The sequence below is a fragment of the Pseudoalteromonas sp. NEC-BIFX-2020_002 genome (assembly GCF_013002825.1).
GTDB classification, from domain to species: domain Bacteria; phylum Pseudomonadota; class Gammaproteobacteria; order Enterobacterales; family Alteromonadaceae; genus Pseudoalteromonas; species Pseudoalteromonas neustonica.
In genome coordinates this window covers 201,229-215,025 of record NZ_JABEPJ010000008.1, presented here as the reverse complement: position 1 = coordinate 215,025, position 13,797 = coordinate 201,229, and the positions used below count along the sequence as shown (strand labels likewise).

Genomic DNA, 13,797 nt, shown 5'->3' with positions numbered 1-13,797 from the left:
ATTTATTTAATATCTTTCGATATTGAATTGACTGTGCCGAATAATTATTAAAAATAACTATTCTGTTGGTCACTCAGTTTCTCTTTCGAGAAATCACATTGAGACTCTAAATTTTTTGCCTTGCTTACCTATCTAAAAAGAAAGTTAAGCTCGGCTGTTAGAACTCAATCTGTACGAGTGCCCACACAGATGATTGCTTTATATTGTTAAAGAACGTTGCGATTAAAGTTAAACTTTATCTCGCTAGGGCTGCGGATATTACGCTTTCCTATTTTTTTGTCAACACTTAAATTTAAACTTTATAAAAATTCAAGTTTTACTCGACTCACTGATTAACTCTTGCCCCGCTAAGCGTTGCTGTCTGCCGTCTCAGTGGGGTCGCATTATAGGGCGCGGCTGATTTTACGCAAGCGTTTTTTAAAGAAAACTTGAAATAACACACCGTTCGTTCAGTTTATGAGCTAAACAGCATGAAACCCTAAGTTATCTGTATAAAATACATACCAACGTTCTCAAAGAGGATCTTCAGTATTGTCGATTATTAGTATTTCGCAAGTTTTTAATACAAAAAAGCGCCATCCACTTTGGCGCTTTCTAAAATTCAGCTATAAATTGATTAATATAAGATACTGTATAGCTTTCTTCTGTATTTAGCAGCCAAACTATCACCATCGGGTAAAGAGGCTATAATAGCTAAGTAACTTACTTTGGCATCGGCAAAGTTCAAATCTCTTTTCAATACAGTAAAGAGTAATTCTAATGCAGGCTCTTTCTTGCCAGCTTGATCGTATACTGCACTTAACTCTACTTTTAATTCAAGATCATTTGGGTATTTTTCAACTTTCGCTTGAAGTGCTTTTAGCTCTGGCGATTCTTGTGCTTGAAGAGCTTGCTCACACTTTGCTTGAATATTTGTAAAATATGCATCTCGGTCTGTTTCGTCCACCGAGCCTAATAATGCATGTGCATCATCGAGCTTATGTATTTGAATGCAGATATCTGCTAATACTAATTTTATACGCGCATTGGTGTTATCCAATTCATACGCTTGTTTAGCAAAATTAAACGCTTGATTTAAATCTTGTGCAATGAGTGCTTGCTTGGCTTGTTCTAACAACATTTCGTGAGGTTGTGGTAAGTGCTTACTTAATGCTTCTCTTATTTGAGTTTCAGCTTGTGCACCAGCTAATACATCGACTGGGGCTGAATCTTTCAATAATACTAATGTTGGTAACGTTTGCAGCCCAACTTGCTGTGCTAGTTGTGCTGCGAGTGCTTGCTCTGCATCACAATCTAATGTGGCGATCAAAATATAGTCACCATAATCTTTTGCTATTGTTTGTAAAATAGCAACTTGAGACTGACACTCAGGGCTTTGTGCTGAGAAAAAGCTTAATAGAACTAGTTTTTGTTGTGATGTTTCACCCAGAACTTGCTGAAGATTTTGCGGATTAACATTTACCATATTATTCATTGCGATTGATTGCCATATCAGACTATTTAGGGTTTTATATGGAGGCAAACATAATAATTACAAGCCATAAACCAAAAAGGTATTTTATGAAATTTCATAGTCTATATGCTGCACTTATACTGCTTAGTCCACTTGCAAGCTCAACAACGTTAGATCTGGAATTAGATAAAACGATGCCTGCTATTGAAAAGTTTTACTTAGATTTACACCAATCACCCGAACTTTCATACCATGAACAACAAACGGGAGCTAAGCTTGCAAAGAGATTACGAACGCTTGGCTTTGAAGTAACCGATAACATAGGCGGCTACGGTGTCGTTGGCATGTATAAAAATGGTGATGGCCCAACAGTTATGATCCGTACTGATACCGATGGCTTGCCAATTACAGAACAAACGGGCAAAGCTTACGCATCAAAGGTCACAGTAATAAATGACGAAGGGGCTAAGGTTGGAGTAATGCATGGTTGTGGTCACGATATTCATATGAGTTCGTTTATCGGCACTGCACAACAGTTAATGCTGCATAAAGGTGCTTGGCAAGGTACTTTGATGATGGTGGCACAACCTGCAGAAGAAGTAGGTGGCGGCGCAAAAGCGATGCTTAAAGAAGGTTTATTCACCAAATACCCTACTCCTGATCATGTAATTGCTTTACATGTTAGTGCCGGTGTTCCTGCTGGTAAAGTAAGCATGAAGAATGAATATACTATGGCAAGTGTAGATTCAGTGGATATAACTGTCAAAGGTAAAGGTGGTCATGGCGCTTATCCACATTTGACAGTTGACCCTGTGGTGATTGCATCACGAATAATTTTGGCGCTGCAAACAATTACTAGTCGTGAATTATCTCCTCTTGAACCATCAGTAATTACGGTAGGCTCAATCCATGGTGGATCAAAACATAATGTCATTTCAAATGAGGTGAAACTACAACTAACATTACGTAGTTATAACCCTAAAATTCGCGAGCAACAAATTGCAGCGATCAAACGTATTAGTAGTGGTATTGCGTTTAGTGCGGGCTTAACTGAAGAGTTATTACCCGTTGTTTATGTACACGAAGATGAGTCGATCCCTTCAACTTATAATAATCCAGCTCAAACTGATCTTGTACGCAGTGCGATTAGCGCCGCAATTGGCCAGAGTAATGTACTAGAAACAGAAGCGGTTATGGCTGGGGAAGATTTTGGCTTATATGGCCGCACAGATAAAAAAATTCCTATTACCTTATTTTGGTTAGGTGGTGTAGAGCAAGGCCACTATCTAGCAGCTCAAAAATCAGGGGCAACTTTACCTTCTCTGCATTCCAGTAAATTTGCTCCTGACTATAAAACTGCAATCCCAACGGGTATTACCGCGATGAGTAATGCAGCGGTGGCTTTATTTAACCAATAAACTTATGCAGTTTTGGCTTTTCTTTTAAAACGTCGCTTTGGCGACGTTTTTGGTAATTGCGCAAACACGTTGCTGTTACAATTTTTGGCTAATTCAACAAATCCTACTAAATCAGCTAATAAAGGATTTAAAAATTGTTGATAACTCATTTGTTGTTCTGCAATATTGCTCAGTGACGCTTCCCATTTTGCAGTTAAATCTGGACTGGCTAAACCGTGTGGCAACGCACTGATCAATGCCTTACCTGTATCAGTTGCTAAAATAAGTTTGCCTTGGCGCTTTAAAAATTGCCTTTTAAATAACAATTCTAAAATACCCGCTCTGGTTGCTTCGGTTCCTAAGCCATCCGTTTCTTTTAATATTTTTTTAATCTCTGGATCTTTAACATAACGGCTAATGCCTGTCATCGCGCCAAGCAATGTAGCATCATTAAAATGGGCCGGTGGGCTGGTCATTTTATCGATAACTTCGCCCCGCTCACAATGTAACTTTTGACCTTTTCTTAAAGGAGGTAAGATCTGCTCATCTTTTAATGCTGTTTTTCCCATCAGTACTTTGAAACCTAAACTCACATCTTGCTTTGCGTTAGCTTTAAAAACACCACCATTAATTGTTATTTCTGCTTTTGTTTCGTTATAAATATAGTCAGGATAAAATTGGATTAGATAATGACGACAGATCAATCCATACACTTTACTTTCTTCCGCATTCAAACTTACTGACTTTAGCTGCTTAGCTGTAGGAGTAATGGCATGATGCGCCGCAACTTTACTGTCGTTAAAACACTTACCGCGTTTGCTAATATCAGCGCCTTGGCAATTTGCATCACTTTGACCACCATTAATAACAATTGCCTTTATTATACTCGCAGCTTCTTGATGATGATCTTTAGGTAAATAACGATTATCTGAACGGGGGTAGGTAATGAGCTTATGACGCTCATATAAATTTTGGCAAATATCCAATACCTTTTGTGCAGGCATTGAAAATGCTTTGGCAGCATCTATTTGTAATGCTGATAAATTATATGGCAAAGGGGCCTGTTGTTTTTTCTGCTTTTGTTCAAGCGCTGTAATTTCACCAGGTTGATTAGAAATACGTGACGCAACATTTTCAGCAAGTCCACGGTGAAGTACTCTTCCCTCTTCATCTTGATAAGGTTCACAGGCTTTACTTGGTTGCCACTTTGCAGAAAATATCTCTTTATTTTCTGTGCTTAGATGGGCAAATACTTCATAAAATGGCTTCGCTATAAAGTTAGCTATTTCATTATCGCGATTTACCACTAAACCTAAAATAGGCGTTTGTACTCTACCTACCGATAATACATTACCAAACCCTGCTTTTTGACCTGCAAGTGTATAGGCACGCGTTAAGTTCATACCGAACAGCCAATCTGCTCGAGAGCGGGCTAAAGCAGACACACTTAACGGAATAAAATCTCGATTTGAGCGCACATTTTGCAATGATTTTTTAACTGCGCTCACATTCAAATCACTAATCAATAAGCGTTGAATACTCTGCTTTTTAGTTTGTGATAATTTTACTTGTTCGATTACTTCATCCACCAGTAACTGACCTTCGCGGTCCGGATCGCCAGCGTGAACAAGCTGTTCAGCTTGTTTGATTAACTTTTTAAGTATCGTAAGTTGTTTGCGGGTTTTTGGTTTAGCTTTTAATTGCCATTGTTCAGGGACTATGGGTAAATCATCAAAGCGCCATTTTTTATACTGCTCGTTATAATCATCTGGTTCTGCTTGCTCTAGCAAATGGCCTATACACCAAGAAACACAATCACCATTAGCAACTTCAATATAGCCGTCATGTTTTTTATGGGGTTTTGGCAACGCATCGGCAATTGCACGACCAAGTGAGGGTTTTTCAGCAATGTATAATTTCATAATAACGCGCCACAACAACTGTTTATATAAACAGTATTTTAGCACAGGTAAATTAGATGGGGAATTATTAAGCCTGTGAGGTCATATCGCGTTTTTTTAAAACTAAATATATTAATGGTAGATAACACACAACCACCGTAGCTATGTTTATAATAGGTAATAATGTTTTATACATCATAGTACTATATGAAAGATCCCAAAGGTGGCGATCAAGCAGCCTAAACAACTGTAAAATTGGGGCCCCTAAAACCACTAATTGCCCCAATATGCTTTGCCATAAATACACTTTATCTTTAATGGCTAGATATGCAATTAATGCCATCCAAGCTAGATCATTGAATGCCCAAACGACATACCGATATACATATATACCGTCATCTAAATTTTTTAAAGGATCGTGTATAAGCGTACCGTAAAGAAAAAAAGCGGCGGTTATCGAAACAAAACGAAGTGCAAAAAAATCTTTACGCAAATAGAAAACAAAAATAGCTGGGCTTAAAATAAACACCCAGCTATTTTCCAAAATTAAAATAAACTTCAAAAACCAATCAGCCATAGCTATTTTTTATCTGGTTTCTTATCATCATCGTCATTGCCACCGCCATTACCTGGCATATAGCTATACTTGTCTATTTTTCTCATAAGTCACTCCGTTACACTTGTTAAGGAAAATTTACTTTATGCTAAAAAAAGTACTTTGCCAAGTATCATTAACGAACTTCTATTGGATCTGATTCTTTCGCTTTACCTTGCATTATAGAAATCTCAACACGCCGATTACGGCGTCTATCAGTATCCGTTTCATTTGGCACTAATGGGCGGGTTTCTGCGTGACCAACAACCATCATTCTTGTTTTATCAAACCCTTGTGCTTTTTGCATTTCTGTGGCAACGGCAACAGCACGCTTAGATGACAAGTCCCAATTATTGGTATATAACTCATTAGAAACTTGAAAATCATCGGTATGCCCAGAGACTGTAATTTCACCTGGCACATCTTTTAATAACGTCGCAATATCACGAATAATTGGTTTAAATTTAGGTTGTAAAAATGCGCTACCTGAAGGAAATGAACCATTTTCACGGATCCGAATAATAATTTGCTGACCAAGTGATTCAAGCTCTATTGCACCATCTATGATTTGCTGCTCCAACTGTTGAGCAATTTTTTTAACGAGTTCATTTACTTGTTCTTGATCAGCCGCCGCTGTTGATTGCTCTGATGACTGCTCTTGTGCAGTACTTTGAGATTCACCACCACGCTTATCGCCGCGCTGCTCTTGACGACCACCTGCAGAGCTTTCATCGCCCGCTTGAAACTCTAGCATTTGCTGTGTCATTTCGACGGTTTGTTGCTGAATTGTCTCTATAGGTGTTGGCTCAGGTTTACCGGGGGTAAACTCCATGGCAATCACGGACGTTCCTTTTGGAATATCTTTAACTTCTATTTTATTTTGAACACCAAAAGCAAACTTCATCGAACCCGCAATTTGCTTAAACTTGAGGACATCCATTTCTGAAAACGCGAGCAAAAGTACAAAGAAGCACATCAACAATGACATTAAATCAGCAAAGGTTCCCATCCATGCGGGCAGACCAGGTGGTGGGCATTTGCACTCTTGATCAGACATGCTTACTCCTCAGTATCCACTTTACGTTTTGACTCTGGTAAGTAGTTTTTCAAAATACCTTCTATTACTTTTGGGTTTTGGCCATCTTGAATACCCAAAACTGCATCTAGAATCAAACGCTGGTTCATTGCTTCTTCTTCTTTACGCAGCTCTAATTTCACTTGAATTGGAATTGCTACAACGTTCGCTAAAAATGCGCCGTATAATGTGGTCAAAAGCGCTACCGCCATTGCAGGTCCTATCGCTTTTGGATCATCCATGTTTGACAACATTGCCACTAACCCAATGAGCGTACCAATCATACCCATTGCAGGGCCTATATCAGCCAGTGATTTAAATAAACCGGCCCCCGTTTCATGGCGAGTAAGGGTTAAAGAAATATCTTTTTGTAATGTAGCGCGTACAACATCAGCATCGTGGCCATCTACAAGCATATCGACACCTTTGCGCATAAATCCGTTAGGGATTTCAGCCTCTTCAAGCGCTAAGAACCCTCCTTTACGTGCTGAATCAGCAAGTTCAACTGCTTTTTCAATAAGTTCTTCAGGAGATTCAATCTTAAACATGAATGCTTTGGTTACAACTTTACCTATTCCAAGAAACTGAGACATTGTAAAGTTAGATAAAACAATAAACAGTGAACCGCCAAATACGATAACCACTGACGGTGTATTGTAAAACATCGCCATTTCACCGCTACTACTCATAAACATGGACATGACAATTAAGCCAATAGCTCCGAGAATACCTATTATGGTTGCTAAATCCACTTATCCCTCCAGAGGAATCGATACATTGCTGCCACTGACAACAAATTTTTATTATTAAGCGCTTATCGGCAATTTATTGAAATACTTAAATCATTTCATATAAATAAATTAAGAATATCGAGCTGTATTTTGTTCAATTTAATTAAGTATTACAGTAAATCTCGCATTAACCTATTCTTATACTCCAATGTATTTACGAGCAAAACCAATTATTAATTAAAAAAAACACATCAGTCTTTGACCTAGTTTAGCATTCCCCCTAAAATTGGCCTCAAATTTCTATCATCTAAGTTAAATTCTGTATGGCGACTAAAAAACCAGAAAACCTCAGTTTTGAGCAAGCACTCGAAGAACTTTCATTAATCGTCACACAAATGGAGCAAGGAGAGTTATCTCTTGAGCAGTCATTAAAACAGTTTGAACGTGGGATTTCACTAGCGGGGGCATCATCGAATAAACTACAACAAGCAGAGCAAAAAGTAGCTATTCTAATGGGTAATAATAACCAATCAGCGCTTACAACTTTTGATAATGATTTGGATTAATCGGTGCCATTAAAAGAACAAATAAAACAGGCTCAACACGATGTTGAAACAACCCTTAATCAGTATTTTAAACAGCCTCTAGATACAGACGAAACCATTAAAAATGCAACTCATTATGGTGTTTTAAATGGTGGCAAACGTATACGCCCATTTTTGGTATACGCCACGGGGAAAATGCTAGGCGCAAACAAACAAGATCTTGATATTCTCGCAGCTGCCATAGAATGTATTCATAGTTATTCGCTTGTACATGATGATTTACCTGCAATGGATGATGATGACTTGCGCCGTGGTCGGCCAACATGCCATATAATGTATAGTGAGGCACAAGCTATATTAGCAGGTGATGCACTACAAACATTAGCATTTGAATTAATTGCCAATCATCAATTTAAAGTGTCTGCTCAGCAACAATTAAAAATGATTGCCGTATTGGCTAAAGCATCTGGAATTGAGGGTATGGTTGGTGGGCAAGCGTTAGATATTGCTGCTACGGATAAAGTGATTAGCTTATCTGAACTCGAACGCATGCATAATTTAAAAACAGGTGCATTATTAAACTGCGCTATAGCGCTAGGTGCCATGTGTTCTATAAATACAAATGAGCGTACACTACAACAGCTAAGAATTTTTGGAAATGCAATTGGGTTGGCTTTTCAGGTACAAGACGATATCCTAGACGTTGAAGGCGATACATACACACTCGGAAAACCACAAGGCTCTGATATCGCAGCAAATAAAGCAACTTACCCTGCAATATTGGGCTTAGATGGCGCAAAAGAAAAAGCACAATCATTACTCAATCAAGCACTCAATGCGCTAGCTGAAATTGATGCTGATACACGTGAGCTCGAAAACTTGGCAAAATATATTGTTGAACGCGATTATTAAATATAGCTCAACAATGAGTAAACAATGACGTACAAAATAACTAAAAAATCAGAGTAACATTGCGCTATAATGACCTCTGGTTAGCGAAGGATGTATTAAAAATCATGACACTTGATAGTAGCAAGTATCCATTATTAGGTTTGGTTGATGAACCAGCCCAACTGCGTGATTTAGCGCAAGAAAAATTACCTGCATTTAGCAATGAGTTGCGTGAATATTTACTTAATTCAGTCTCGCAAAGCAGTGGCCACCTTGCGTCAGGCTTAGGCACTGTAGAACTTACAGTAGCACTTCATTATGTTTATAACACACCTGATGATCGTTTAGTCTGGGATGTAGGCCATCAAGCCTACCCGCACAAAATTTTAACTGGTCGGCGTGACCAAATGCATACCATTCGTCAAAAAGATGGCTTACACCCTTTTCCTTTTCGCGAAGAAAGCCGATACGATACTTTTAGTGTTGGTCACTCAAGTACTTCAATCTCAGCAGCATTAGGAATGGCGATTGCTGCTCAAAAAGAAGGGAAAGGCCGTAAAACCGTCGCTGTTATTGGCGATGGGGCAATTACTGCGGGTATGGCATTTGAAGCAATGAATCACCTAGGTGATGTTAAATCTGACATGTTGATCATTTTGAATGACAACGAAATGTCGATTTCGGAAAATGTTGGCGCACTAACTAATCATTTTGCACGGATTTTATCTGGCAGTTTTTATACAAATATTCGCGAAGGTAGTAAAAAACTTTTATCTGGTGTGCCACCAGTGAAGGAATTAGCCAGTCGAATGGAAGAGCATCTTAAAGGCATGGTTATCCCGGGAACTTTCTTTGAAGAACTCGGTTTAAACTATATTGGCCCAATTGATGGCCATGATGTGAATATGCTGGTTGATACACTACGTAACATGCGTAATTTAAAAGGCCCGCAGTTACTGCATATTAAAACTCAAAAAGGCAAAGGCTATAAACCAGCTGAAGCTGATCCTATTGGCTATCATGGCGTACCTAAGTTTGACCCTGCTATTTCAAGCCTACCAAAATCAAAACCAAGCGCAGCCACGTTCTCTAAAGTATTTGGCGATTGGCTATGTGATATGGCAAGCCAAGATGAAAAGTTGATGGCAATTACCCCGGCCATGCGTGAAGGTTCAGGCATGGTTCGATTTTCAAAAGAGTATCCGGAACAATATTTTGATGTTGCCATTGCTGAACAACACGCTGTTACTTTAGCGGCTGGTTTTGCATGCGAAGGGCTGAAACCGGTTGTTGCAATTTACTCTAGTTTTTTACAGCGTGCGTATGATCAGCTCATTCACGATGTTGCGTTGCAAAATCTCCCTGTACTATTTGCTATAGACCGTGCGGGTATTGTTGGCGCTGATGGTGAAACCCACCAAGGCGCATACGATTTAAGTTTCATGCGTTGCATTCCAAATATGATTATCATGACACCTAGTGACACCAATGAGTGCCGTCAAATGTTGTATACCGGCTATCGTTGTAACAGCCCTGTTGCGGTTCGTTATCCTCGTGGTAGTGCTGGCACGACTGAGATCAGTGAGCAAATGAGTGAACTTGAGATTGGTAAAGGCCGAGTCATTAAACAAGGGACTAAAATCGCAATTTTATCTTTTGGTACGTTACTTGAAAATGCACAATTAGCCGCAGATGAACTAGGTGCTAGTCTCGTTGACATGCGCTTTGTTAAACCGCTTGATACCGTCTTAATAGACACATTATTAGCAGAGCATGATGTTATCGTTACACTTGAAGATAATGCGATTGTCGGTGGTGCTGGCTCTGCGGTTAATGAATATTTAGCAGCTATGAAAGCAACCGCTAACATTTTAAACTTAGGTATTCCAGATGAATTCATCAAGCATGGTACACAAGAGCAAATGCATGATGAAATGGGGCTAGGAGAGCAAGGTATTCTCACTGCAATTAAACAGTTTATTGATTAATTACCTGATTAATCTCCTCATGTCACAGAAATAAAAAAGGAGCCTAAGGGCTCCTTTTTTATATTTTAAATTGCCTTATCGCATCCAAATTTTTATATCGGCGAGACCATTTGCCTGTAAAACACTGAGTTGTTGTTCAACATTATGAGTTTGTTCAAATTCAAATGCATCAAGCTGTTCATCAAACGTAATATTAGCAGCCCCGTCACCACCACGCTTTTTGACCTGCTGTAGAGCAATATCTGCTAGATTGACAGAGGTTTCCCAGCCAATTACTTGCCCACCTAAAAGTGGTAATGGGTAAAATGAAAAACCGATTGATGCTGTTAAATTTATATTACTGCCATTGGGTAATTTAAAGGTATGAGAGGCAACGGCTTTGCACAACTCTGATACGTAACTATCAATTGATGCACGTTTGAAATCTCGTAGTAATAATAAAAACTCATCACCACTCCAACGAGCAACATAATCAGAGCCCTGTGTACGGGTATTCAATAATGCAGCCATTTGTTGTAAACAACTATCTCCACCTAACGGGCCATAAGCATCATTTATGCGGCTAAAATTATCAAAATTAATAATAAGTAAAACTAAAGATTTCCCCTGTGCTTGTAACGACTGAGAATTACGTTGGAAATGCTCAATATCTTTTGGTAATTGATCAAACAAAAAGCGACGACTCCTAAGCCCTGTAAGTTCATCTGAGTGACTTACAAGTTTTAGCTGGGAGTTAACTTGGTTAAGCTTATCATTAGCTTCACGTAGCTCTGTTGTGCGCTCAGTTACCTGACTTTCAAGAGCTGCTTGCTTACGTCGTTCTTGCTTTCTAAACACCCAGAACACAAGGTAGAATAACAAAATAAAGCTGCTGGTAATGAGTAACCTAAAATAAATGGTTTCATCAAAACGTCTTGGTACTACAAACGCGTATTCGGTACTTTGAGCCTTAACCCAATCTTCACCTTGTCGCTTTGCTTCAAGTTGAAATAAGAATGGCCCTGGCGGTAAATTAGTATAAATGGCTTCACGACGAGTATTGGCATAACGCCAATCACTATCTAAACCACTAAGTCGATACCTAAATTCAATACTCGTCGGCGCAGAATAATCAATCGCTGTGTATTTAAGCGTAATATCCCGCTCATCGGTTTCAAGCTCAGGATTATCTCCTAAAGCTGCCGTAGCGAGTGTACGTAACCCAGTATTTAAACTTTCGACTTTTGGACGTAAAGGTTTAATACCGAAGAGTTCAATATCTTTAGGTATTTCAACAACACCCTGTAAACTCGGATACCACATTGAATTACCTGATTCAGCAACAGCATCATGACCTAAACCAGTGCAACACTGACTTGCTTTACCATCTAATTGGCGATCAAAAGAAGATATCACTTGCTCTACTTTTAAACTTTCAATGTCGCCACTAAATTGCTCAACCGGCATTCGATACACACCTTTCATGGTGCTAACCCAAATACGCTTTAGTTTTTCATCGTAACGCAAACTAAAAATCGACCCATATGGTAAGCCATTTGACGCATCAAGTTGATGCCACTGCCCTTGAGTGCTGCGATAAAATAACCCATCATTTAACGAACCTATTAATATACCTACACCATCAATATGTAAGATACTCGTAATATAGGCGCTTTCTAAGCTTGTTTGATCACCTATTTTTTCAATACCACGATCGGTAAAATAATATGCCCCTTTACTTGTTCCTATAAGACCAAAGTTTGCCTTATCGAGCACATAAGTAATAAACTTACTGCCTAAAAATGCATTGTAAGCAAAGGGTGTTAAACCACCGTAGCTCAATCTATACATACCTCGGCCTGTCCCAATCCAAAAGCCTCCCTTGTTGGAGCGACTGATCGCAAATACAGGGTTATCTTTTAGTGCTCGCCCAGGGACTGTGTATAAGGTTTTATTTTCATAGAAAAAAACACCTCGCCCTGTCGCTATATAAAGTCTATCGCCATCAAACTGTAAATCATGAACTGCCGCGCGGCCATATTGATTGCTCGGTATTTTATTTATAAAGTTTTTATCTAAATCAAAGTAGCCTACGCCACTTCGATTAGCGACCCATAATCGTCCATCCGGTGCTTGGCTAATAGCCATAACGGCTTCTGTCATTTGTGATATTGCAGAATGACGTTCAATCCTCCCTTCATGAGCAAGCCATAACCCCTCACTAAAGCTGGCAAGCCAAATGTTGTTTTCTTTATCACGGTATAAGTCCGCAAACCAAATACTTTGGTCAAGCTGACTGGGTTCAACCCATTGCCAGTCGCCCGAATTATCCCTAAACAATAAACGTCCGTACGTTGAAATCCAGAGCGCCCCATCAGAGTCACTCATAAATTTATAAACAGCAGAATTATTTGCATTTGGGAGGGGAAAAGATCTTAGTTCATCATCAAGGTCTAAAAAGTAAGCGCCTAACTCGGAAGCCAAATACAAGTTACCTTCAAGCCAAGCTAAGTCGTGAATAATCGTTTGTGCTAATCGTTCAGGTAAGGAGACTTTAGCAGTAAGTTCTAAGCGTAATTTAGCAAAATCAGAGGATGAGTTAGTTAACCGTAATAAGTGACGTTCATTTACTAGCCATATCCCATCTGATGACAAGGCCATTTTACTGACTGAACCAACAATTTGTGTGATAGGGGTAGCGTTTGCTGCTAAGACTTGATTACTTGTATCTAGGCTTAAACTAATTTGGTTTCGAGGCACATAATATAAGCCATTAGCAGCAATCCAGATGCTCCCTTTACCATCTTCGAGTACATCTCGTACAGGGCCTTTAACATTAAATTGTTGCGCAGCCATGGTGGTTGGATCAATAACAACAATACCATCTTTGGTACCAATCCATAAATAACCATCGCTATCGACTAACAATTTATTAATACCATTACTTGGCAAAAAGTGGCTATTTAAGGTGTTGTAGTTGGTGAAGGTGTTACCATCAAAGCGGCTCAGACCAAATTGAGTACCCAACCACATATAACCCTGCTCATCTTGCACAACACTTTTAAGTGATTGTGAAGGCAAACCATTTTGTGTATTCCATTGCTTTACAACATAGTCTGTAATTGATGCCTTGCTCGGCATACTGCATAGCAGCACGGTAACAACCAATAAAAATCGCATCATAACGTCAACACCTTATTGCAAAGAACGAATACCAATTGTATTAAGCAAGTGGTCGATTA

General features: G+C 39.1%; 10 protein-coding genes. 4 read left to right on the top strand and 6 right to left on the bottom strand.

Annotated elements, in window-relative coordinates:
• Positions 1-616 precede the first annotated feature (616 nt).
• Positions 617-1,474, bottom strand: coding sequence for a tetratricopeptide repeat protein (locus HJP15_RS11365; protein WP_170173807.1), 858 nt, complete (start codon positions 1,472-1,474; stop codon positions 617-619).
• Positions 1,475-1,560: 86 nt separating this feature from the next.
• Between HJP15_RS11365 and HJP15_RS11360 the strand changes: the two genes are divergently transcribed.
• On the top strand, positions 1,561-2,871 hold the full coding sequence (locus tag HJP15_RS11360; RefSeq protein ID WP_054206141.1) for a M20 metallopeptidase family protein: 1,311 nt from the start codon (positions 1,561-1,563) through the stop codon (positions 2,869-2,871).
• A gap of 2 nt (positions 2,872-2,873) precedes the next feature.
• Here the strand turns inward: HJP15_RS11360 and HJP15_RS11355 are convergent, their stop codons facing one another.
• The 4 genes from HJP15_RS11355 to pomA form a co-directional block, all read right to left on the bottom strand.
• Positions 2,874-4,772 (bottom strand): DNA topoisomerase III, encoded by a 1,899-nt coding sequence (locus HJP15_RS11355; RefSeq protein WP_170173806.1) that lies wholly within the window; start codon positions 4,770-4,772, stop codon positions 2,874-2,876.
• Positions 4,773-4,839: 67 nt separating this feature from the next.
• Entirely contained in the window at positions 4,840-5,328 is a 489-nt protein-coding gene (locus HJP15_RS11350) for a hypothetical protein (protein ID WP_054206143.1), read from the bottom strand.
• A gap of 154 nt (positions 5,329-5,482) precedes the next feature.
• Positions 5,483-6,403, bottom strand: a complete 921-nt coding sequence (locus tag HJP15_RS11345) for a flagellar motor protein MotB (RefSeq protein WP_054206144.1) — start codon at positions 6,401-6,403, stop codon at positions 5,483-5,485.
• Between the two features lie 2 nt (positions 6,404-6,405).
• Positions 6,406-7,173, bottom strand: a complete 768-nt coding sequence (gene pomA, locus HJP15_RS11340; protein ID WP_054206145.1) for a flagellar motor protein PomA — start codon at positions 7,171-7,173, stop codon at positions 6,406-6,408.
• Positions 7,174-7,475: 302 nt separating this feature from the next.
• Between pomA and HJP15_RS11335 the strand changes: the two genes are divergently transcribed.
• The 3 genes from HJP15_RS11335 to dxs all read left to right on the top strand — a co-directional run bounded on the left by HJP15_RS11335 (position 7,476) and on the right by dxs (position 10,576).
• Positions 7,476-7,718, top strand: coding sequence for an exodeoxyribonuclease VII small subunit (locus HJP15_RS11335; protein WP_054206146.1), 243 nt, complete (start codon positions 7,476-7,478; stop codon positions 7,716-7,718).
• 3 nt (positions 7,719-7,721) lie between these two features.
• On the top strand, positions 7,722-8,609 hold the full coding sequence (gene ispA, locus HJP15_RS11330; RefSeq protein ID WP_170173805.1) for a (2E,6E)-farnesyl diphosphate synthase: 888 nt from the start codon (positions 7,722-7,724) through the stop codon (positions 8,607-8,609).
• 104 nt (positions 8,610-8,713) lie between these two features.
• On the top strand, positions 8,714-10,576 hold the full coding sequence (dxs, locus tag HJP15_RS11325; protein WP_169326805.1) for a 1-deoxy-D-xylulose-5-phosphate synthase: 1,863 nt from the start codon (positions 8,714-8,716) through the stop codon (positions 10,574-10,576).
• A 75-nt stretch (positions 10,577-10,651) separates the two neighbouring features.
• On the opposite strand, the gene HJP15_RS11320 is transcribed toward dxs, so the two are convergent.
• Entirely contained in the window at positions 10,652-13,738 is a 3,087-nt protein-coding gene (locus HJP15_RS11320) for a ligand-binding sensor domain-containing diguanylate cyclase (RefSeq protein ID WP_054455238.1), read from the bottom strand.
• Between the last annotated feature and the right edge of the window lie 59 nt (positions 13,739-13,797).